15 protein-coding genes are annotated in these 23,561 nt (G+C 55.8%); 11 read left to right on the forward strand and 4 right to left on the reverse strand.

Features of this window, described 5'->3' with window-relative positions; genetic code table 11:
* Nucleotides 1-2 precede the first annotated feature (2 nt).
* Genes bcsG through bcsE form a run of 3 tightly spaced genes read right to left on the reverse strand, consistent with a single transcriptional unit; the run spans nucleotide 3 to nucleotide 3,428 of the window.
* A complete protein-coding gene (gene bcsG, locus QE396_RS18015; protein ID WP_020884479.1) occupies nucleotides 3-1,682 on the reverse strand; it encodes a cellulose biosynthesis protein BcsG in 1,680 nt (559 codons plus the stop codon).
* Nucleotides 1,675-1,872, reverse strand: a complete 198-nt coding sequence (bcsF, locus tag QE396_RS18020) for a cellulose biosynthesis protein BcsF (RefSeq protein WP_025202797.1) — start codon at nucleotides 1,870-1,872, stop codon at nucleotides 1,675-1,677. The genes bcsG and bcsF overlap by 8 nt, the downstream gene beginning before the upstream one ends.
* Entirely contained in the window at nucleotides 1,866-3,428 is a 1,563-nt protein-coding gene (gene bcsE / locus QE396_RS18025) for a cellulose biosynthesis c-di-GMP-binding protein BcsE (protein ID WP_020884480.1), read from the reverse strand. The genes bcsF and bcsE overlap by 7 nt, the downstream gene beginning before the upstream one ends.
* A 173-nt stretch (nucleotides 3,429-3,601) precedes the next feature.
* On the opposite strand from bcsE, the gene bcsR reads away from it, so the two are divergent.
* From bcsR to QE396_RS18070, 9 genes are all read left to right on the forward strand, one after another.
* A complete protein-coding gene (gene bcsR, locus QE396_RS18030) occupies nucleotides 3,602-3,790 on the forward strand; it encodes a cellulose biosynthesis protein BcsR (protein ID WP_020884481.1) in 189 nt (62 codons plus the stop codon).
* A gap of 11 nt (nucleotides 3,791-3,801) precedes the next feature.
* The gene (gene bcsQ, locus QE396_RS18035; RefSeq protein WP_020884482.1) at nucleotides 3,802-4,554 is read left to right on the forward strand and encodes a cellulose biosynthesis protein BcsQ; all 753 of its coding nucleotides are present in this window, start codon (nucleotides 3,802-3,804) and stop codon (nucleotides 4,552-4,554) included.
* Nucleotides 4,551-7,166, forward strand: a complete 2,616-nt coding sequence (gene bcsA, locus QE396_RS18040; RefSeq protein WP_020884483.1) for a UDP-forming cellulose synthase catalytic subunit — start codon at nucleotides 4,551-4,553, stop codon at nucleotides 7,164-7,166. Before bcsQ ends, bcsA begins: the two co-directional genes overlap by 4 nt.
* 10 nt (nucleotides 7,167-7,176) lie before the next feature.
* Nucleotides 7,177-9,597 (forward strand): cellulose biosynthesis cyclic di-GMP-binding regulatory protein BcsB, encoded by a 2,421-nt coding sequence (gene bcsB / locus QE396_RS18045; RefSeq protein ID WP_032670490.1) that lies wholly within the window; start codon nucleotides 7,177-7,179, stop codon nucleotides 9,595-9,597.
* A gap of 6 nt (nucleotides 9,598-9,603) precedes the next feature.
* The gene (gene bcsZ / locus QE396_RS18050; protein WP_020884485.1) at nucleotides 9,604-10,710 is read left to right on the forward strand and encodes a cellulose synthase complex periplasmic endoglucanase BcsZ; all 1,107 of its coding nucleotides are present in this window, start codon (nucleotides 9,604-9,606) and stop codon (nucleotides 10,708-10,710) included.
* Nucleotides 10,692-14,174, forward strand: coding sequence for a cellulose synthase complex outer membrane protein BcsC (gene bcsC / locus QE396_RS18055; protein WP_020884486.1), 3,483 nt, complete (start codon nucleotides 10,692-10,694; stop codon nucleotides 14,172-14,174). Before bcsZ ends, bcsC begins: the two co-directional genes overlap by 19 nt.
* Nucleotides 14,175-14,293: 119 nt before the next feature.
* A complete protein-coding gene (hmsP, locus tag QE396_RS18060) occupies nucleotides 14,294-16,300 on the forward strand; it encodes a biofilm formation regulator HmsP (RefSeq protein WP_020884487.1) in 2,007 nt (668 codons plus the stop codon).
* 159 nt (nucleotides 16,301-16,459) lie between these two features.
* The gene (locus QE396_RS18065; RefSeq protein WP_014172087.1) at nucleotides 16,460-17,746 is read left to right on the forward strand and encodes a dicarboxylate/amino acid:cation symporter; all 1,287 of its coding nucleotides are present in this window, start codon (nucleotides 16,460-16,462) and stop codon (nucleotides 17,744-17,746) included.
* Nucleotides 17,747-17,972: 226 nt separating this feature from the next.
* Nucleotides 17,973-19,466 (forward strand): pitrilysin family protein, encoded by a 1,494-nt coding sequence (locus QE396_RS18070; protein WP_020884488.1) that lies wholly within the window; start codon nucleotides 17,973-17,975, stop codon nucleotides 19,464-19,466.
* A 42-nt stretch (nucleotides 19,467-19,508) separates the two neighbouring features.
* On the opposite strand, the gene QE396_RS18075 is transcribed toward QE396_RS18070, so the two are convergent.
* A complete protein-coding gene (locus QE396_RS18075) occupies nucleotides 19,509-20,438 on the reverse strand; it encodes a sugar kinase (RefSeq protein WP_020884489.1) in 930 nt (309 codons plus the stop codon).
* A 228-nt stretch (nucleotides 20,439-20,666) separates the two neighbouring features.
* Here QE396_RS18075 and pdeH point away from each other — a divergent pair, with 228 nt between their 5' ends.
* Nucleotides 20,667-21,440, forward strand: a complete 774-nt coding sequence (pdeH, locus tag QE396_RS18080; protein WP_020884490.1) for a cyclic-guanylate-specific phosphodiesterase — start codon at nucleotides 20,667-20,669, stop codon at nucleotides 21,438-21,440.
* 65 nt (nucleotides 21,441-21,505) lie between these two features.
* Nucleotides 21,506-23,548, forward strand: a complete 2,043-nt coding sequence (locus QE396_RS18085) for an AsmA family protein (protein ID WP_020884491.1) — start codon at nucleotides 21,506-21,508, stop codon at nucleotides 23,546-23,548.
* Nucleotides 23,549-23,561 lie beyond the last annotated feature (13 nt).

A 23,561-nucleotide genomic window follows, 5' to 3' on the forward strand; every position in this document is an offset into this window, starting at 1 on the left:
GTTTACTGCGGATAAGGTACCCAGTCTCCACCGTTCAGTCGAACGTACGGTTTGTTCTGATACTGAATCACGACCGCGTTCGCGTTCTCAGAGACTTCGGCAGTTTGCGGCAGGTTACTGGTGAGCTGATCCCAGTTCACGCTGTCTTCCACAAACAGTTTGCCGTCAACCGCGCGGGCAACCAGTTCTGAAATGGCCAGATAGCTGGTTGGCTGAGCGATCTCAATCGGTGCGCCCTGATGAGGTGCCTTCATACCAAAGAATTTAATGCCTGCCGGTACGTTGGTAATAGACGGGCTAGGGATATCACGCAGACCTGACACCTGCATTCTGTCGCCTTTCAGCGCGGCGCCGTGTTCAGGTACCACAACCACCATCACTTTACGGCCCGATTTATCCAGCTCCGTAAAGAACGCGTCCAGTTCATCGAAGAATTTCTGCGCACGAACTTTATAATCGGCCGTTTTGCTCACGCCAGGGAAGTGGTTACCATCGTGAAGCGGCAGCGTGTTGTAGAACGTTGCACTGCGCGGATTACTGTCTTTTTCGATGGTCTTCAGCCAGCGTTGCAGCACGGCGGTATCGTCATAAACAGGTGAACCGTCAAAGCCCAGCAGAGTGACCGGCAGTCCGGTTTGATCCATCAGCTGTGCCTGCATACCACCCTGTTCGCGCACCTCTTTCAGGAAGTTACCGAACTGGCCGTTATGTCCCAGCATCAGATGCTGCGTGAAGCCCAGTTTTGATAGGTTATCGAACAGATAACACTGGTTGCCGGCGGGTTGATACAGGTTCTTATGCGATGTCTGACCGCAGCTTGCGCGAAGCAGGCGAATTGCCGCCGGGCCGCTGTACGAAGTGGCAGAGTTAAAGTCTTTAAACTGGATATCGAAATGGGACCACAGCGGGTGAGACATCAAACCCGCGGCATCGACGTCAGCCCAGGAGAGGGAACAGATGTTGATCACCAGCAGCTCAAACGGCTGAGCATCCGCCGGCAGGGCTTCCGGGAATTTGGTCTGACGTTTATCTTCCGCGGTATAGAAGCTGGAGAGCCAGGCGTTCAGGTTAGTGGACGTCGGCGGTGCGGTCTGCGTCGGGATATCGCCGACCACAGGCGTATCACCTGCCGTCGTGACGGTTGCCGCTGCACTTCCCCCAGTAGTGGTCACCGTGGTCGTGGGTTGACCCGCGGGCCACAGGGAGAAGTCTGGACCTGCAAGCGTTAGCACGTTCAGCCAGATCATAATGGCGACGACAAATACCGTGACGCGGATCCATTGTGACAGGAACAGCCAGGCCACCAGCAGCACAAAGACGGCACCTATCATTTGCCAGTTAATAAAGCGCTCGGTCAGGTCAAGGACATAGCTGGCGCTAAACCCTGCCACCTGCGAACCCTGACTCATAATGCTGTCCGGTCCCGGCAGCCAGGTGTCATGCCAGAACAGAGCAAAGCCGACAGGGATAGCAATCCAGTGACGCAAGCGATGCAGCCTGATATTGGGCAAAGGCATCAGCAGGAAAGCCATAAACACCAGGTTAAGCAGGGGATGGAAATTCAGATAGCCTGCCCACAGCAGACCAAACTTCACCAGAAAGTAGAAGTTCCAGCCGGAAAGGCCGCGCCAGTATTGCCAGAGCGGCGATGGTGACGAAGCGGTATAGGTAGAATTAGTCATGTTTTCGGTCTGCCTTGACGTGTGATGCCCGTGTCAGTGTTCCGGCTGGTTTTACATAGCGAGGTTTTACAAACAGCACTCTGGCCGTATCGCGGATACGGCGTATGGAATGGCGTGCATAGTAGCCAAGCGGGAAAAAGATCAGCGCACAGAATACGACCAGTTGAATGATATCGCTGATATTCATGATGGTGCGTTCTCCCCATTCTCAGTTAACAGGCGAAGGGGTTCCGGTATTCGCCGCCAGACGTGTCCGTCATGTCGGGCGTTGAGAATCGGTTTGGCATCGCTCTTCACGGTGAGCGGTTTCGCCCATTGTTCAGGCTCGAGGGCGCGCATCTGCACCAGCTCTGCACTGATAGAATTATCTTCGAACCAGATCATACGGTTCGAGAAAATATCCCCGGTTGGCAGGGGGAAGATATGGTTAAGGGCGGTATCAAGATCGTTTATCCGGCAAAAGGACAAGAACAGCACCAGGCGGTTGTCGCCGATGGTCATAATGTCTCCTGTGCGGTTCGGACGGCATAACGTGAGCGCCTGTTCAACGCGGATACCCGGTACCGGGCGCAGGGCAACCATCACCCCTTTCCCGTCTGCAGGAAGCAGCGTGTTGCTCATCATGTTGCCGACGGCGTCGCAGAAGGTATCCCATTTCTGGTATCCGCGCAGCTTCATCGGCTGCGTCATGGAGAGCAGGGTGGAGATATCTTCCGGTACGTGACGGTTGAACTGCTGACCCTGAACACTTTCGAGAAGCGTCAGGCAGCGTGATAACGGCGCATTCCACGGAATCACCATATTGGCACCGCAGCCCAGAAGCAGGCGCTCATCCGTGGCGCGAAGGCTGGTGTTATTTTCGCGCACTACTATTTTTAAGGCGCTTCCGCGCTGGCGACGTAAGGTATGGATCTGTCGCGCCAGCGTTTCAATCTGGTTATTTTGCATGAGCGAAAAAACAATGGTTGCCGCCTGGGTTGTGCGAGCTTCATTAAAAAGCGCTTCGTTAGAATCAAACAACGACCAATTTTCCGAGAGCGCAGGTGCCCCCTCTAAAACGGCAATATGGCTCAGGATTCGTTTTTCATCGCTGCGCGGTTGCACCACGGTTTCTTCCTGCTGCGCCAGATGCCATTCGCCCTCAATATGTTTAAGGGTGAGCTGTTGTCTGGCGCTTACGCCTTTTTCATTACACCAGAATGCAATATCGTAGAGATAGCTGTCTGCCTGGTTCCGAAGACTCGCCAGACCAAACAGGGAGCGATATTCGCCCATTAAAAGGGAAAACAGTTTGTCGTTATTACTGCCAGGATTGACTATCAATAGCGTGCAATTTTGAAATTTTGCCCATTTATTGATTTTTTCCAGCCAGGGCAGTAGTTTTTCAGCAGGGATATTTTGCAGGGCGTTATTTGAGCATTTCAGAATCACCAGATAGTGATCCGGATCAATAGAGCACTGAATGTCGCGGGACAAAAAGTATAGACTATCGGCCTCCGCAGGCATGGAAAATAATCGCACCGTCTGCGGACCACGATCGTTTTCAAGGGTGATAATTTTCTTTGGCTCTTCGCCCATGCTCACGACGGCCACGCGGGAATCCTTGCCCTGAGCGGCAATTGTCTTGTTTACCAGACTGATAGCATCTTCATTACGATCCGTATTAATCCACCAGACTCCTCCGACTGGCATGTGGCTCAATTCGTCCCATAATGACTGGATGCCAATAGAAAATATGGAGTCCACGGTGTCCCTCTTTTCGTTTAATTTCTCTGTATCTCAGTTTACTAGCGAAAGCGTAGAAATAAACCTAACATTGAAATTAAAGAACATCAGATTTAGCATGTAAATGAAATTTGATAGGGCAGGAAGCCTCGCTACTTCTGATTGTGCGATTTTACTCAAAGGGATGGAATAGAATGGATAATAACGAACCCGGCACCCCAGTCGACTCAACCCTGGGTTACACATTCCAGAACGACTTTCTGGCGCTGACGCAGGCGTTTTCATTACCTGAAATAGATTACACCGACATTTCCCAGCGGGAACAGTTGGCCGCGGCTATTAAACGTTGGCCGCTATTAGCTGAATTTGCCCAACAACAATAAGGGAGCCATTGATGGCCATACTAGGATTACAGGGCGTCCGTGGTGGAGTAGGTACAACATCCGTTACCGCGGCGCTGGCGTGGTCATTACAGCTTTTAGGTGAATCGGTATTGGTGATTGACGCCTGTGCCGATAATTTGCTGCGCATGTCGTTTAATGTCGACTTTACGCGTACAGAGGGTTGGGCTCGCGCGCTGCTTGATGATAAAGACTGGCGCGATGCGGGTATGCGTTATACCTCGCAGCTTGATTTACTGCCCTTTGGCCAATTGACCACTACCGAGCGTGAAAATGAAGCTGCCTATCAGCGTCTGTTTTCCCAGTTCACCGTCGCGCTGCAGGAGCTGAAAGAAAAAGGCCATTATAAGTGGATCCTTCTGGATCTGCCGCACGGCGCCGGCACGCTGACCCGACAGCTTATGGCGCAGTGCGATCGCGTGCTGTCGATTGTGAACGTCGACGCGAATTGCCATATCCGTCTGCATCAGCAAGGGTTGCCTGAAAATGGTCATATCCTGATTAACGATTTACGCATTGGCAGCCAGATCCAGGACGACCTGTATCAGGTTTGGCTGCAAAGCCAGCGCCGTCTGCTGCCGATTGTTATCCATCGTGATGAGGGCATGGCGGAATGCCTGGCCTCCAAACAGCCACTCGGTGAATACCGCAGCGATTCCCTGGCGGCAGAAGAGATCCTGACGCTGGCGAACTGGTGTCTGCTGCACTTTGCCAAAGGGGCAGAGCCTGCAGGGAGTTCTGTATGAGCCGTCTCGTCAGCTGGTTACTCATCCCGCCGGTCAGTTCGCGTCTGAGCGAACATTACCGGCATTTTCGCCGGCACGGAGCTTCGGCATTCAGCGCCGCGCTCGGCTGCTTCTGGATGATTCTGGCCTGGACGTTCATTCCTCTCGAACACCCGCGCTGGCAGCGCATTCGTGCGCAGCACAGTGAGTTATATCCGCATATTCATCCCGATCGCCCGCGACCCTTGGATCCGGCGCGTTATATCATTCAGGCTGTCTGGCTGGTGGCCACGTCGTCCCGCTCAGAACACAAAGCGCCGCGCTGGCGCAGCTTCTCCCGCGTGCAACATTTACGTGAGCGCTATCACCAGTGGCTGGACAGTTTGCCTGACCGCGTGGGTGACAAGACCAGCCATCTGGATAACCATAAAGAGCTCGGGCATCTGCACCCGGGCTTGCGGCGTTTTATACTCGGCGTAATCGTCGTTTTCTCGCTCATTCTGGCCCTGGTCTGTATTACGCAGCCCTTTAACCCTCTGGCGCAGTTCACCTTCCTGATCCTGCTGTGGGGCGTGGCATTGCTGGTGCGCCGTATCCCGGGACGCTTCTCCGCCCTGATGCTGATTGTGCTGTCACTGACCGTCTCCTGTCGCTACATCTGGTGGCGTTACACCTCAACGCTCAACTGGGATGACCCGGTCAGCCTGGTGTGCGGTCTGGTTCTGCTGTTTGCGGAAACGTACGCCTGGGTTGTACTGGTGCTGGGGTATTTCCAGGTCATCTGGCCGCTCAACCGTCAGCCGGTTCCGCTGCCAAAAGACACGTCACAATGGCCGTCTGTCGATCTCTTCGTGCCGACCTACAACGAAGACCTGAGCGTGGTAAAAAACACGATTTACGCCGCGCTGGGCATCGACTGGCCGAAAGATAAACTCAAAATCTGGGTCCTGGATGACGGCGGCCGCCCGGCGTTCCGCCAGTTCGCGGAAGAGGTGGGTGTCGAGTACATCGCCCGTACCACGCATGAACACGCCAAGGCCGGGAACATCAACAACGCCCTCAAATATGCCAAAGGTGAGTTTGTCTCAATCTTTGACTGCGACCACGTGCCGACGCGCTCGTTCCTGCAGATGACGATGGGCTGGTTCCTGAAGGAGAAAGAGCTGGCGATGATGCAGACGCCGCACCACTTCTTCTCGCCGGATCCGTTTGAACGTAACCTTGGCCGTTTCCGTAAAACCCCTAACGAAGGCACGCTGTTCTATGGCCTGGTGCAGGACGGGAACGACATGTGGGATGCGACCTTCTTCTGCGGTTCCTGTGCGGTTATTCGTCGTAAACCGCTGGATGAGATCGGTGGCATTGCCGTCGAAACGGTCACCGAAGATGCGCATACCTCGCTGCGCCTGCACCGTCGGGGCTACACCTCCGCGTATATGCGTATTCCGCAGGCCGCGGGTCTGGCAACGGAATCTCTCTCGGCGCACATCGGCCAGCGTATTCGCTGGGCGCGCGGCATGGTGCAGATTTTCCGTCTCGATAACCCCCTGATTGGGAAAGGGCTGAAACTCGCGCAGCGTCTGTGCTACGTCAACGCCATGTTCCACTTCCTGTCCGGTATCCCGCGCCTCATCTTCCTGACCGCGCCGCTGGCGTTCCTGCTTCTTCACGCCTATATCATCTACGCGCCTGCGCTGATGATTGCGCTGTTCGTTCTGCCGCACATGATTCACGCGAGCCTGACGAACTCGAAGATTCAGGGTAAATACCGCCATTCGTTCTGGAGTGAAATCTACGAAACGGTGCTGGCCTGGTACATCGCGCCGCCGACGATGGTGGCACTGATCAACCCGCACAAAGGTAAATTCAACGTCACCGCGAAGGGCGGTCTGGTGGAAGAGGAGTATGTCGACTGGGTCATCTCCCGGCCGTACATCTTCCTGGTGTTGCTGAATATCGTGGGCGTGATTGCCGGTATCTGGCGCTACTTCTACGGCCCGGAAAACGAGATCCTGACCGTGTTCGTGAGTATGGCATGGGTGTTCTACAACCTGATTATCCTCGGCGGCGCGGTTGCGGTGTCGGTGGAGAGCAAACAGGTCCGCCGTGCGCATCGCGTGGAAATCTGCATGCCTGCGGCAATCGCCCGTGAAGATGGTCACCTCTTCTCCTGTACCGTGCACGACTTCTCAGACGGTGGTCTGGGGATAAAAATCAACGGTCAGGCGAAGGTGCTGGAAGGGCAGAAGGTTAACCTGCTGCTGAAGCGCGGCCAGCAGGAGTACGTCTTCCCGACGCAGGTGGTGCGTGTAGCCGGTAATGAAGTCGGTCTGCAGCTGATGCCGCTGACGAAAAAGCAACATATTGATTTTGTGCAGTGTACGTTTGCCCGCGCGGACACGTGGGCTCTCTGGCAGGACAGCTTCCCGGAAGATAAACCTCTGGAAAGCCTGCTGGATATTCTGAAGCTGGGGTTCCGTGGCTATCGTCACCTTGCAGAATTTGCCCCGTCGTCGGTGAAATTAATTTTCCGGTCCCTTACTTCGCTGGTTTCCTGGATCGTATCGTTCGTTCCTCGTCGTCCCGAGCGGGATGAGGCGAAGCAGGCGGACCCGGTTATGGCTCAACAATGATGATAACGCGATGAAAACTAAACTTTCCTGGTTATGTGCAGTGGCAATGGGGGTAAGTGCGCTCCCCACAACGATGGCTAACGCAGCACCCGATAACGCAGCGGCAACGCCTGCTCCGACGGTACCTGTGGTCGCCCAGGCGACCGATCCGGTTATCACCGCGGCACCCGGTCAAACGGAAAACGTCATTCCGAACCAGCCTACGGACGGCAACACCCTGCCGGCAGACAGCAATGTCGTCGGTCAGGTGATGCCGGGCGTACAGGGAGCAAACGCGCCTATTGTCGCGGAAGATGCCCCGTCACGGGACGTGAAGCTGAGCTTTGCGCAGATTGCGCCGCCGCCGGGCAGCATGGTGCTGCGCGGTATTAACCCTAACGGCGGCATTGAGTTCGGTATGCGCAGCGATGAGGTTGTCTCTCACGCCATGCTGAACCTTGAATACACGCCATCACCGTCGCTGTTGCCGGTACAGTCTCAGCTGAAGGTTTATCTGAATGATGAGCTGATGGACGTCCTGCCCGTCACGAAAGAGCAACTGGGTAAGAAAACACAGGCCCAGGTGCCAATTAACCCCCTTTTCATCACCGATTTTAACCGCATACGTCTGGAGTTTGTCGGTCACTACCGTGACGTCTGTGAGAACCCTGCCAGCAATACCCTGTGGGTAGACGTAGGACGCAACTCTTCGCTGCAGATGACCTACCAGTCGCTGGCGCTGAAAAACGACCTCTCGTCGTTCCCGGTTCCGTTCTTTGATCCGCGTGATAATCGTCAGTTAGTGCTGCCAATGGTGTTTGCGGCGTCTCCGGACGTCACTGAGCAGCTGGCGGCCACCATTGTGGCATCGTGGTTTGGTTCACGTTCCGGCTGGCGCGGGCAGAACTTCCCGGTGATGTACGACAAAATGCCGGACAGAAACGCGATCGTGTTTGCGACCAACGCGAAACGTCCTGCCTTCCTGCGCGATCACCCGGACGTAAAAGCGCCGACCATTGAGATGATGAGCCACCCGGATAACCCGTACGTGAAGCTGCTGGTGGTCTTCGGGCGTGATGATAAAGACCTGGTGCAGGCGGCCAAGGGCATTGCCCAGGGTAACGTTCTGTTCCGTGGAAACAGCGTGGTGGTGGATGAGGTTAAACCGCTGCTGCCGCGTAAACCTTATGACGCACCAAACTGGGTGCGTACTGACCGTGCCGTCACGTTTGGCGAACTGAAAACGTATGAAGAACAGCTGCAGGCGACGGGGCTTGAGCCAGCCCCAATTAGTCTGTCACTGAATCTGCCGCCAGACCTGTACCTGCTGCGCACCAACGGCATTGATATCAATCTGAGCTACCGTTACACCGCGCCGGCAACCAAAGACAGTTCACGCATGGATATCAGCCTGAACAACCAGTTCCTGCAATCTTTCAGTCTGACAAGCACGCAGGATACTAACCGACTGATGCTCCGTCTGCCGGTGTTGCAGGGGCTGCTGGACGGGAAAACGGACGTCTCTATTCCGGCGCTGAAGCTTGGGGCGATCAACCAGCTGCGCTTTGATTTCCAGTACATGAACCCGATGCCCGGCGGCTCGGTGGATAACTGCATCACCTTCCAGCAAGTACAGAACCACGTTGTGATTGGTGATGAGTCAACCATCGACTTCTCGAAGTATTATCACTTCCTTGCCATGCCGGACCTGCGTGCATTTGCTAATGCCAGCTTCCCGTTCAGCCGTATGGCCGATCTCTCTGAATCCATTGTCGTCATGCCAAAAGCGCCAAATGAGGGCCAGGTGACGACCCTGCTGGACACCATGGCGTCCGTGGGTGCGCAGACCGGATTACCGGCAATTAACGTCACGTTGACTGACGATGGTAGCCAGATCCAGAACAAAGACGCGGACATCATGGTCATCGGTAACATCCCGGATAAGCTGAAGGATGACAAGCGTATCGATCTGCTGGTCAAAGCAGCCCAGTCCTGGGTTAACACGCCACTGCGTCAGACCGAGTTCCCGAGCATTATGCCGGATATTAACGATCGTCAGGCCAGCGTGCAGACAACCGTTACGTCTCAGGGACCAATGGCCGCGGTGGTTGGCTTCCAGTCACCTTACAACGAGCAGCGTAGCGTAGTGGCGCTCCTGGCGGACAGCCCGCGTGGGTATGCGTTACTCAACAGCGCGATGAACGACAGCGGCAAACGTGCCGCGATGTATGGTTCGGTGGCGGTGATCCGCGAGTCTGGGGTCAATAGCCTGCGCGTGGGCGATGTGTACTATGTGGGCCATCTGCCGTGGTTCGAGCGTCTGTGGTATGCGCTGGCTAACCATCCGGTTCTGCTGGCTATCCTGGCCGCCGTCAGCGTGGTGTTGCTGGCGTGGGTGCTGTGGCGTCTGCTGCGTATCATCAGCCGTCGTCGCCTTAACCCGGATGAGTAACAGGTGATGAAAGCGTTTCGCTGGTGTGTGTTAGCAGCGTTGATGCTGGCGGCGATCCCTCTTCGCGCCGCCTGCACCTGGCCTGCCTGGGAGCAGTTTAAAAAGGATTACATCAGTGAGAGCGGGCGTGTCATTGATCCCAGCGACACGCGCAAAATCACCACGTCGGAAGGGCAAAGCTATGCGTTGTTCTTTGCCCTGGCCGCGAACGATCGCAAAGCCTTTGATCAATTGCTGACGTGGACGCGCGACAACCTGGCCGGGGGCAATCTGAACGATAATTTGCCCGCCTGGCTATGGGGTCAGAAAGACCACGACAACTGGGCGATAATCGATACCAACTCCGCCTCGGATGCCGATGTCTGGATTGCATGGTCACTGCTTGAGGCGGGCCGGCTGTGGAAACATCCGGACTATACCCGCACGGGTAAGGCGCTCCTTAAACGCATTGCCCATGAGGAAGTGGTGAAAGTACCGGGACTCGGCTCCATGCTGCTGCCCGGGAAGGTCGGTTTTGCCGAGGAGAAAGCCTGGCGCTTTAACCCCAGCTATCTTCCCCCGCAGATAGCGAGCTATTTCACGCGCTTTGGTGCCCCGTGGACGACCCTTCGTGAAACCAATCTGCGCTTGTTGCTGGAAACGGCGCCAAAGGGGTTTTCGCCGGACTGGGTGCAGTATCAGAAAAACAGAGGCTGGCATTTGCAGCAGGATAAATCGCTGGTGGGCGGCTACGACGCCATCCGCGTCTACCTCTGGGTCGGAATGATGAGTGACAAAGACGCCCAGAAAGCCCGGTTGCTTACGCGCTTCCGGCCGATGGCGACAATGACCACGAAACACGGTGTACCGCCGGAAAAAGTGGATGTGGCGAGCGGGAAGCCTGCGGGCAAGGGGCCGGTCGGCTTTTCCGCTGCGATGCTGCCTTTTTTACAGCAGCGTGATGCGCAGGCGGTACAGCGCCAGCGCGTTGCAGATAATTTTCCCGATAATAATGCCTATTACAGCTACGTACTGACTCTCTTCGGGCAAGGATGGGATCAGCATCGTTTTCGCTTCACCGCTCAAGGTGAATTAATACCGGACTGGGGCCAGGAATGCGCAACTTCACAGTAAATCTTCTCAGTTTATCGCTTAGCCTGGCACTGATGCCGCTGGCTCAGGCCGCTAACTCCCCGCAGCAGCAACAGCTGCTGCAACAGGTGCGGCTGGGTGAATCGACGCAGCGTGAGGATTTGGTTCGTCAGTCGCTCTACCGCCTTGAGCTGATTGACCCGAACAACCCCGACGTCATTGCGGCGCGCTTTCGTTACCTGCTTCGTCAGGGTGATAACGCCGGTGCGCAAAAAGAGCTGGATCGTCTGAAAGGGATCGCGCCGGGCTCCAGTGCGTATCAGTCCTCGCGCAATACGATGCTGCTTTCTACGCCTGAAGGCCGTCAGCAGTTACAGCAGGCCCGGTTACTGGCTACAACGGGTCATACTCAGGAGGCCATTGCGGCCTATGACAAGCTTTTTGACGGTAATCCGCCGGGCGGTGACGTGGCGACGGAATACTGGAATGTTGTGGCGAAAGATCCTGCCCGCCGTAGCGTCGCCATTAATCAGCTGAAGAAAATTAACGCCAGCAGCCCGGGCAATACGCAGCTGCAGGGCACGCTGGCCCAGCTCCTGTTCCAGACCGGACGCCGCGATGAAGGCTTTGCGGTGTTGCAGGAGATGGCCAAATCCAGCAATGGCCGCAGCCAGGCATCTGATATGTGGTATGAGCAGATCAAAAATCAGCCTGTCAGCAACGCCAGCGTCAGCGCGCTGCAAAAATACCTGAGCGTCTTCAGCGACGGCGACAGCGTAGCGGCGGCACGTACCCAACTTGATACGCAGCAAAAACAGCTCGCCGATCCAACGTTCCGTGCAAAAGCACAAGGGCTGGCGGCGGTGGATGCCGGGCAGGGCGATAAGGCGGTGGCGGATCTGCAAAAAGCGGTCAGCGCAAATCATGCCGACAGCGAAGCCGTGGGCGCGCTTGGACAGGCGTACTCTCAGAAAGGCGATCGCGCCCGTGCGGTGGCGCAGTTTGAAAAGGCGATCGCCCTCGATCCGCAGAGCGATAACCGTGGCAAATGGGACAGTTTGCTGAAAGTTAACCGCTACTGGCTGCTGATCCAGCAGGGTGATACCGCCCTGAAAGCGAACAATACGGCGCAGGCGGAACGTTATTACCAGCAGGCGCGTACCCTCGACAATACCGACAGTTATGCGGTGCTGGGGCTGGGAGATGCCGCGGCGGCGCGTAAAGACACGGCTGCGGCGGAACGTTATTACCGTCAGGCGCTGCGTATGGACAGCGGTAACAGCAATGCCGTTCGTGGCCTTGCCAATGTTTATCGTGCGCAGTCCCCGGAAAAGGCCGCGCAGTTTATCCAGTCGCTCTCTGCCAGCCAGCGCCGAAGCATTGATGACATTGAACGTAGCCTGACCAACGAGCAGCTGTCAGCCCAGGCGGAACAGCTGGAAAACCAGGGCCAATACGCTCAGGCGGCGGAAATTCAGCGTCGTCGTCTGGCACTCTCTCCGGGCGACGTCTGGATAACCTACCGTCTGTCGCGCGATCTCTATAGCGCGGGCCAGCGCAGCCAGGCGGATAACCTGATGCGCCAGCTTGCCAGCCAGAAACCGTCCGATCCGGAACAGGTGTATGCCAGTGGGCTGTATCTCTCCGGAAACGATCAGGACCGGGCCGCGCTCACGCATCTGGAGACGCTTCCGCGCAGCCAGTGGAACGCCAATATTAAGGAGCTTGCCGACCGCCTGCAGAGTAACCAGACGCTGGAAACGGCAAACCGACTGCGCGACAGCGGCAAAGAGCAGGAGGCGGAAAACCTCCTTCGCCAGCAGCCGTCCTCTACCCGTATCGACTTAACCCTTGCGGACTGGGCGCAGCAGCGTGGCGATCTGGAGGCCGCGAAAACGGCTTACAACACCGTGCTGGAGCGTGAACCGCAGAACGAAGATGCGATCCTCGGTCTGACCGAAGTGTATAGCGCCCAGGGCAACAAAGAGGCAGCCCGTGCCGCGCTGGCAAAACTGCCTGCCGCGCAAAACGGAGAGCCGCTGTCGCTCAATATGCAGCGCCGGATCGCGATGGCGCAGGCAGGCCTTGGGGATTCCGCCGCCGCAGAGCAGACGTTCAGCAAGATTATTCCTCAGGCGAAATCACAGCCTGCATCTATGGAAAACGCGCTGGTATTACGTGATGCCGCCCGTTTCCAGACGCAAAATGGTCAGCCTCAGCAGGCACTGGAAACGTATAAAGATGCGATGGTGTCGTCAGGCGTCACGACGACACGTCCGGCTGACAATGACAGCTTTACCCGCCTGACGCGTAACGACGAAAAAGACGACTGGCTGAAACGCGGCGTGCGTAGCGACGCCGGTGATTTGTACCGTCAGCAGGATGTTAACGTCACGCTGCAGCATGATTACTGGGGCTCCAGCGGCACCGGCGGCTATTCCGATCTTAAAGCGCATACCACCATGTTACAGGCGGATGCACCACTGGCGGATGGCCGTATGTTCCTGCGTAGCGATTTGGTCAATATGGATGCCGGGTCCTTTTCCACCGATAACGGTACCTACGATCCGAAATGGGGCACTTGTGCCGAAACGCCGTGTAGTGGCAACACGCATCAGTCAGCAAATGGCGCGAGTATTGCCGTGGGCTGGCAGAACAAAACCTGGGCGTGGGATATTGGTACCACGCCGATGGGCTTTGACGTTGTCGACGTAGTCGGTGGTGTAAGCTACAGCAGTGACCTGGGGCCAATCGGTTATACCGTTAACGCCCATCGTCGCCCGATCTCCAGCTCTCTGCTCGCCTTTGCCGGGCAAAAAGATACCAACACCGGCACCACCTGGGGCGGCGTGCGCGCAACCGGCGGTGGCGCGAGTATCAGTTATGACAAAGGTGAGGCGCACGGCGTCTGGTCGAGCCTGAATGCGGAAACGCTGACGGGTAAAAATGTGGAAGATAACTGGCGCGTCCGCTGGATGACCGGTTACTACTACAAGCTCATCAATAAAAACAATGAGCGTCTGACCGTCGGCGTGAGCAACATGCTCTGGCACTACGATAAAGATCTGAGTGGTTATACTCTGGGTCAGGGCGGTTATTACAGCCCGCAGGAGTATGTCTCCTTCGCGTTGCCTGTCACCTGGCGTAAACGTACCGAGAACTGGTCCTGGGAGCTGGGCGGATCGGTGTCATGGTCTCATTCTAAAACTAACGACGTGATGCGCTATCCCATTCAGGGACTGATTCCGACCGATGAGCCCGGTCGCTACACCGACAGAGGCGAAATGGAAACCGGCAGCAGCTCCTCAGGCACGGGTTATACCGCACGGGCCATTATCGAGCGCCGGGTCACGTCCAACTGGTTTGTGGGTCTCGGTGTGGATATTCAGGAAGCAAAAGATTATACCCCAAGCCACGCACTGCTTTATGTACGCTACTCTGCTGCAGGCTGGCAGGGCGATATGGACTTACCGCCGCAGCCGCTGATCCCTTACGCGGACTGGTAATCGGATTTAACTTAATCCATTTGTAAGTCTCTCTTAAAAGTACAGCAATCGGGTATACTCAGGCGCACCAGGTTTACACCCTGGTGCGCCCTGCGCTTCGAGTTTTGTGGAGAGTCATTTTGCGTGTCAGCCGTTCCTTAACTATCAAACAGATGGCGATGGTTTCTGCCGTCACAATGCTGTTTGTACTCCTTTTTTGCGTAATTTTGCTGTTTCATTCCGTACAGCAGAATCGCTATAACACGGCTTCGCAATTAGAAAGTATTGCCCGCTCAGTGCGTGGCCCGCTCTCTGCCTCTATTTTGAAAGGGGATATTCCCGAAGCGGAAACCATTTTAAAACGCATTCAGCCTGCCGGTGTCGTGAGCCGCGCAGACGTGGTGTTACCCAATCAGTTTCAGGCGCTGCGGATGAGTTTTATCCCCGAGCGCCCGGTCCCCATGATGGTGATGCGGCTGTTTGAACTGCCGGTGCAGATTTCGCTGCCGGTCTATTCGCTTGAGCGTCCCGCGAATCCACAGCCGTTGGCCTACCTTGTTCTGCAGGCGGACTCGTACCGCATGTATAAGTTCGTCATGAGCTGGGTTGTCACGTTAGTGACCACTTGCTTACTTATGACGCTTATTCTGAGCGTGGCGCTGACCTGGTGTATTAACCGTCTGATTGTGCATCCGCTACGCCGGATTGCCCGGGAGTTGAACACGCTTTCACCGCAGGACCAGGTGGGGCATCAGCTTCCGCTGCCACGTCTTCATCATGACGACGAGATTGGCATGCTGGTACGTAGCTATAACCTCAACCAGCAGCGGATGCAGCGCCAGCAGGATGAGCTGAACAGCAGCGCGACGCGCTTCCCGGTCTCGGAGCTGCCCAATAAAGCCTTCCTGATGGCGATGCTGGAACAGACTGTTGCCCGCCAGCAAACCACCGCGCTGATGGTGATTGCCTGTGAAACCCTGCAGGACACCGCCGGCGTGCTCAAAGAGAACCAGCGTGAAATGCTGCTCCTGACGCTGGTGGAGAAAGTGAAGTCCGTGCTGGCCCCGCGCATGGTGCTGACCCAGGTCAGCGGGTATGACCTGGTGGTGATTGCCAACGGCGTGAAAGAGCCGTGGCATGCGATCACGTTAGGTCAGCAAGTACTCACTGTCATTAATGAGCGGCTGCCCATTCAGGGCATCCAGCTTCGTCCAAGCGCCAGTATCGGTATTGCGATGTACTACGGTGACTTAACGGCGGAACAGCTTTACCGTCGTGCTTTCTCGGCGGCGTTTACCGCCCGGCGCAAAGGGAAAAATCAGATCCAGTTCTTCGACCCGGAACAGATGGAAAGGGCGCAGCAGCGCCTGACGGAAGAGAGCGACATTTTGACCGCGCTGGATAACCGTCAGTTTGCCCTCTGGCTCCAGCCGCAGGTGAATTTGCTGACGGGCGAGGTGATCAGCGCGGAAGCGCTGCTGCGCGTGCAGCAGCCGGATGGTTCATGGGAATTGCCGGAAGGGCTCATTGAGCGCATTGAATCCTGTGGCCTGATGGTCACCGTCGGTTACTGGGTGCTGGAGGAGTCGTGCCGACAGCTTGCTGCCTGGCAGGAACGAGGCGTGACGCTCCCGCTGTCGGTCAACTTGTCCGCCCTGCAGCTGATGCATCCGACCATGGTGTCTGAGATGCTGGAGCTGATCCATCGTTACCGGATCAAGCCTGATACGCTAACGCTGGAAGTCACGGAAAGCCGGCGTATTGACGATCCTAATGAGGCGGTCGCGATTCTGAAACCGCTGCGTAATGTCGGTATACGCATCGCGCTGGACGATTTCGGTATGGGCTATGCCGGGCTGCGTCAGCTCCAGCATATGAAAACCCTGCCGGTGGATGTGCTGAAAATCGACAAAGCCTTTGTTGAAGGGTTGCCGGAAGACAGCAGCATGGTCCAGGCCATTATCCAGCTGGCCCGCAGCCTGAAACTGCAGCTGATTGCCGAAGGGATTGAGACAGACGCGCAGCGCACCTGGCTGGCTGAAGCGGGCGTGGAGGGCGGACAGGGCTTCCTGTTTGCACCGGCTGTTCCGTCGGATGTCTTTGAACAACGCTACCTTTCCGGTGGGGACAATAGCGCAAACGTGTAATTTTGTTGCTGGCTTGTGCGAGCCAGCTCAAAGTTCTTAACATTTGTGTTTCAAATTTGAACTGGGTTTATTTCTGTCCTGTTATACGGGTGTTATTTTAGAGCCGCAGGTTAACCATAACCTTACAAAGCCTGTGGTTTTTCTTCCCAAGGACACCCTATGAAAACCTCACTCTTCAAAAGTCTCTATTTTCAGGTCCTGACAGCCATCGCAATCGGTATTTTGCTTGGTCACTATTACCCTGAACTTGGCGCACAAATGAAACCGCTTGGCGACGCATTCGTTAAGCTCATCAAAATGGTCATCGCCCCGGTGATCTTCTGTACCGTCGTGACGGGCATCGCTGGCATGGAAAGCATGAAGGCGGTAGGCCGTACCGGTGCAGTGGCGCTTCTCTATTTCGAAGTGGTCAGTACCCTTGCGCTGATTATTGGTCTTATCATCGTGAACGTGGTGCAGCCCGGCGCGGGGATGAACGTTGACCCGTCGACGCTGGATGCCAAAGCGGTCGCGGTGTATGCCGATCAGGCGAAAGACCAGGGGGTAGTGGCCTTCCTGCTGGACGTTATCCCAGGCAGCGTCATTGGTGCATTTGCCAGCGGCAACATTCTGCAGGTGCTGCTGTTTGCCGTCATGTTTGGCTTTGCCCTGCACCGTCTGGGCAACAAAGGCCAGCTGATCTTTAACGTCATCGAAAGCTTCTCGCAGGTCATCTTTGGCATCATCAATATGATCATGCGCCTGGCGCCTATTGGGGCCTTCGGTGCGATGGCATTCACCATCGGTAAGTACGGCGTGGGTACCCTGGTGCAGCTGGGCCAGCTCATCATCTGCTTCTATATCACCTGTATTCTGTTCGTGGTGGTGGTGCTGGGCTCAATCGCCCGCGCGGCAGGGTTCAGCATTTTCAAATTTATCCGTTATATCCGCGAAGAGCTGCTGATTGTTCTGGGGACCTCTTCATCAGAATCGGCCCTGCCGCGCATGCTCGATAAGATGGAAAAGCTGGGCTGCCGTAAATCGGTGGTGGGGCTGGTCATTCCGACGGGCTACTCCTTCAACCTTGATGGCACCTCGATATACCTGACAATGGCGGCCGTGTTTATCGCTCAGGCGACCAACAGCCATATGGACATTTTCCATCAGGTTACCCTGCTGGTGGTGCTCCTGCTCTCGTCTAAAGGGGCCGCAGGTGTTACTGGCAGTGGCTTTATCGTGCTGGCGGCCACCATTTCCGCGGTCGGACACCTGCCGGTGGCGGGGCTGGCGCTGATTCTCGGTATTGACCGCTTTATGTCTGAAGCCCGTGCCTTAACCAACCTCGTAGGTAACGGTGTGGCAACGGTAGTCGTGGCAAAATGGGTGAAAGAGCTGGATCACAAAAAGCTCGACGATACGTTAAATAATCGCCAGTCAGACAGCAAAACTCCTGGTTTATCCTCTTAATATTGTCACAAATGCCCGCATTCCCTTGTCGGGATGCGGGCTCCTGCGCATAATAACTGTTCGTACCTGTCATAATTCGACAAGATTTTTTTTGGGTATATTTCACTTCTGACCGTGACGTTTTGTAGAACACGCGGTCTAATCGACGTGTTTTCATCGTCATCTTTTAGAGTGAAACGCGTCGCGAGACACTCTCTTTAACCAGGAATGTTGATCAGGGGTTCACATGCAGGGCACAAAAATTCGACTCTTAACCGGCGGTTTGCTGATGATGGCAGCAGCCAGTTATGTGCAGGCAGATGCGCTCCAGCCAGACCCGGCCTGGCAACAAGGGACACTAGCGAACGGTTTTCAGTGGCAGGTTTTAGCCACCCCACAACGTCCAAGTGACCGTGTTGAAATCCGTCTGTCTGTCAATACCGGCTCCCTCACGGAAAGCACTCAGCAAACCGGTTTTAGCCATTTTATTCCCCGACTGGCGCTCACGCAGAGCGGCAGTTTGCAAGCAGTTCAGGTGCGTTCGCTCTGGCAACAGGCCATTGATCCGAAACGCCCGCTTCCTCCGGCTGTGGTCTCGTATGACTACACCATGTTCAACCTGAGCCTGCCAAATAACCGTAACGACCTGCTCAAAGAAGCCCTTACGTATCTCGCCGATGCGTCGGGCAATCTGGCGATTACGCCGGAAACTGTTAACTATGCGCTGAGCAACAGTGACATGGTTGCCACCTGGCCTGTGGACACCAAAGAGGGCTGGTGGCGTTACCGCCTGAAGGGTTCAACGCTGCTTGGGCATGACCCGGCCGAGCCGCTGAAACAGCCGGTGGACGCTGAGCAGGTAAAATCGTTCTACCAGAAATGGTACACCCCGGACGCGATGACGCTTATCGTGGTGGGGAATGTGGACAGCCGTGCGGTGGTGGAGCAGATCAACAAAGCGTTTGGCGAACTGAAAGGCAAACGCGAAACACCGGCCCCTGTCTCAACGCTCTCTCCGCTGCGCGCAGAGCCTGTCAGCATTATGACGGATACCGTTCGTCAGGACCGCCTCTCCGTCATGTGGGATAACGCCTGGCAGCCAATCCGTGAGTCAGCGGCGCTGCTGCGCTACTGGCGTGCCGATCTGGCACGTGAAGCGCTGTTCTGGCACGTTCAGCAGACGCTCAGCAAGAATAACGTGAAGAATATCGGTCTCGGCTTTGACTGCCGCGTGCTGTTCCAGCGTGCACAGTGTGCCATTAACGTTGAATCGCCGGGCGATAAGCTGAATGCGAATCTGGGCGTGGTGGCAAAAGAGCTGGCAAAAGTGCGCAAAGAGGGCCTGTCGGAAGAAGAGTTCAATGCACTGGTCGCGCAGAAAAAACTTGAGCTGCAGAAGCTGTTTGCAACGTATGCCCGCGCCGATACCGACATTCTGATCAGCCAGCGTATTCGCTCACTGCAGAATCAGGTGGTGGATATCGCGCCGGAGCAGTACCAGAAGCTTCGTCAGGACTTCCTGGAGGGGTTGACCGTCGATATGTTGAATCAGGACTTACGTCAGCAGCTGTCGCAGGAAATGGCGTTGATTCTTCTGCAGCCGAAAGGCGAGCCGGAATATGACATGAAGGAACTTCAGTCGACCTGGAATACCATTATGGCCTCCACGCCGCAGCCATCGCAGGCTGCTACGGCAGATGATTTGCATCAGGACGCAACGGATATCCCGCAGGGGCAGTAATGCCCCTCATTCAAAACCCTCTCCCTGTCGGAGAGGGTTTTTTTACTGTGGCATTGCTTCACGCGGAATAATTGCCCCGCGATACTGGATCACGGTGCTCGCCGTCAGGTGTCCACGCTGGGCCGCCGCTTCTGGCGTCCCGCCCGTCAAACGCACCGCCAGATAGCCCGCACTGAATGAATCACCCGCCGCCGTCGTATCAATCACTTTCTCTTTCGGCAACGTCACAGCAGGGACGTCGATGACGGCTTCACCTTCGATGGCGACCAGACACGAATCAGCCCCGCGCTTAATCACCACTTCACTTACGCCGGCGGCCTGCGTACGCGCAATCACCTCATCAACGGGTTTCTCACCCCACAGCGCATCTTCATCATCGAGCGTCAGGAAGGCGATATCGGTGCATTGCAGTATCTGCTGATAAACCTGCTGCGTCTCTTCACGGCTGGCCCACAGGCGCGGACGGTAGTTATTATCGAAAATAACCTTGCCGCCATTGGCGCGGCATTCACGCAGTAACGACAGCAGCTTTTCACGGCTGGCTGAGCTTAAAATAGCCAGGCTAATCCCGCTCAGATAAAGATAATCAAAGGTGGCTAACGCTTCGCAGATGGCAGCCGCATCGTCGCTCTCCAGCCAGAATTTGGCCGCGGCTTCGTTACGCCAGTAGTAGAAGGTCCGCTCGCCGGTATCGTCGGTTTCAATGTAGTAAAGCCCCGGCAGGCGGTTTTCCATACGCTGTATCAGCGAGGTGTCCACCTGCTCACTCTGCCAGGCTTCCAGCATTTGCTGGCTGAAACTGTCCGTCCCCAGGGCGGTGACGTAGTTCACGGTAAGGGCCTCAGGGGCAACCTGACGGGCAATATAAACGGAGGTGTTTAACGTATCGCCACCAAAACCGCGGCTGACTTCCGCGCCTTTTTGTGACAGCTCAATCATGCATTCGCCAATCACGGCAATTTTCTTGGTCATAGTCGTGAACCTGAACAGAGTAATTTTCGGTAGTGTGCGCTGAGTGAATTATGCGGTCAACTATATTAAAACGACGTTCCATTATTTTATTTGAGCCAGCGCGTGTTCCTGTTAATTTCTGCCCGCTTAATTTCATTTTCCCGGTGAATTGAACATAAAGTTCTCAATTGCCGGGCCGATAACCCTTTGACGAGTCCAGAAAGGCCATCCAACAACAGGACATCTGAAATGAAGTCAGAGCAGGTTATCCAGCGGCTGAGCACTACGCCTGAGGCAAGTATTGAGAACTTGCAGGAGCATCGCTACTGGCTGCAATGTGAGCGTGCGTACACCTATCAGCCGATCTACCGAACGGACGGTCGACTGATGGCTATTGAAATTTTGACCGTCGTGACGCACCCGTCAAACCCCTCACAGCGTATCGCACCGGACCGCTATTTTGCCGAAGTTGCTGTGCGCCAGCGCCTGGATGTGCTGGAAGAACAGCTCCGTATGCTGGCAACCAAACAGGCCTTTTTCGAACAGCACGCCATCCTCGCCTCGGTCAACGTCGATGGACCCACCCTGCTGGCGCTGCGCCAGAACGCGAAATTACAGGAGCTGATCGCCTCCTTACCGTGGATGCGCTTTGAGCTGGTGGAGCATGTTCGTCTGCCACAGGACTCATCATTTGCCTCAATGTGCGAATTCGGCCCGCTGTGGCTGGATGACTTTGGCACCGGGATGGCGAACTTCTCTGCCCTCAGCGAAGTGCGTTACGACTACATTAAAGTGGCCCGCGACCTGTTCATTATGCTGCGCCAGACCCCGGAAGGGCGGAATCTGTTTACGCTGTTATTACAGCTGATGAACCGCTACTGCCAGGGCGTGATAGTGGAAGGCGTGGAAACGCTGGAAGAGTGGCGTGATGTGCAAAATTCTCCCGCGGCAGCGGCACAAGGCTATTTCCTCTCTCGTCCGGTCCCAATGGATACCCTCGATTCCGTGATAACGATCCTCTGATCTGCCCGCTTCCCTTTGTCTGAACTATAGTTTTACAGGTAAGGTCATCAGGAAAGGGGATAACAATGACAAAAACAACCAGGGTAATCTCCTGGACAGCAGGGATTTTATTGTTGTTGATCGTGGTCGCCGTCGTCATTATCGCGACGTTTGACTGGAACCGCCTTAAGCCGACCATCAACCAGAAAGTCTCCACCGAACTCAATCGCCCCTTCGCCATACGCGGCGATCTCGGGGTGGTGTGGGAACGCCAGAAAGAGGAGACCGGCTGGCGAAGCTGGATCCCCTGGCCGCATGTCCACGCCGACGACATCATTCTCGGCAACCCGCCGGATATTCCTGACGTGACAATGGTGCATTTGCCCCGCGTTGAAGCCACGCTGGCCCCGTTAGCGCTACTGACCAAAACGGTTTACCTGCCGTGGATCAAGCTTCAGCAGCCCGATGCGCGTCTGATCCGCCTTTCCGAAAAGAACAACAACTGGACGTTTGATCTCGCCAGCAGCGACGAAAAAGATCCCAATGCGCAACCCTCATCATGGTCATTCCGTCTCGACAATATTCTCTTCGATCGCGGGCGGATCGCCATCGACGACAAGGTCAGCAAAGCTGATATCGAGATCCTGGTCGATCCGTTGGGCAAACCGCTGCCGTTTAGCGAAGTGACCGGCGCAAAAGCGAAGGGCGATAATGCCAAAGCCGGGGATTATGTTTTCGGCCTGAAGGCCAAAGGGCGCTACAAAGGGCAGCCCCTGACCGGCACCGGTAAAATTGGCGGCATGCTGGCGCTTCGAAGCGACTCGACGCCGTTTCCTGTGCAGGCGGATTTCCGCTCCGGGAACACGCGGGTGGCCTTCACCGGGACCGTCAACGACCCTATGAACATGGGGGGCGTTGATCTGCGGCTGAAATTTGCCGGTGATTCGCTGGGTGAACTGTATGAACTCACTGGCGTCCTGCTGCCAGATACGCCACCGTTTGAGACGGACGGGCATCTGGTGGCAAAAATCGACACGGAAAAATCGTCGGTATTTGATTATCGCGATTTCAATGGCCGTATTGGCGACAGCGATATCCATGGCTCGTTGACCTACACCACCGGAAAACCGCGTCCGAAACTGGAAGGCGATGTGGAGTCTCGCCAGCTGCGGCTGGCCGATTTGGGGCCGCTGATCGGGATTGATTCCGGTAAAGGCACGAAATCAAAAGAGGTGAAGAAAGATCGCCAGCCGGCGGGGAAAGTCCTGCCTTATGATCGCTTTGAAACCGATAAGTGGGACGTAATGGATGCGGATGTTCGCTTTAAAGGGGGCAAAATCGAACATGGCAGTACGCTGCCGATCAGCAATCTTTCGACCCATATCCTGCTTAAAAATGCCGATTTACGCCTGCAGCCGCTGAAGTTTGGTATGGCGGGTGGGACCCTCTCATCGAACATTCACCTCGAAGGCGATAAAAAGCCGATGCAGGGGCGTGCCGATATCAAGGCCCGCCGGCTCAAACTGAAAGAGCTGATGCCGAACGTGGAATTGATGCAGAAAACCCTGGGTGAAATGAACGGCGATGCCGATATCCGCGGCGTGGGGAATTCTGTGGCTGCACTGCTCGGGAGCAGTAACGGTAACCTGAAGCTTCTGATGAATGACGGGCTGGTGAGCCGTAACCTGATGGAGATCCTGGGGCTGAACGTCGGGAACTACGTCATCGGGCAAATCTTCGGTGATGATGAGGTGCGGGTGAACTGTGCGGCGGCCAACCTGGATCTGGTCAACGGCGTGGCGCGCCCGCAGATTTTTGCCTTCGATACGGAGAACGCGGTCATCAACGTGACCGGCACCGCCAGTATGGCCTCCGAGCAGCTTGATTTAACCATCGATCCGGAAAGTAAGGGGATTCGTATCATCACCCTGCGTTCGCCGCTCTACGTGCGTGGGACCTTTAAAAATCCTCAGGCGGGTGTGAAACCCGGTCCGCTGATTGCGCGCGGCGCGGTGGCGGCAGCACTCGCGACGCTGGTTACGCCAGCGGCGGCGCTGTTGGCGTTAATTTCGCCGTCAGAAGGGGATGCGAACCAGTGCCGGAACATTTTGTCGCAGATGAAAAAATAACGTGCGGCTTTCG

The organism is Enterobacter sp. SORGH_AS_0287, from assembly GCF_031453695.1.
GTDB classification, from domain to species: Bacteria; Pseudomonadota; Gammaproteobacteria; order Enterobacterales; family Enterobacteriaceae; genus Enterobacter; species Enterobacter ludwigii.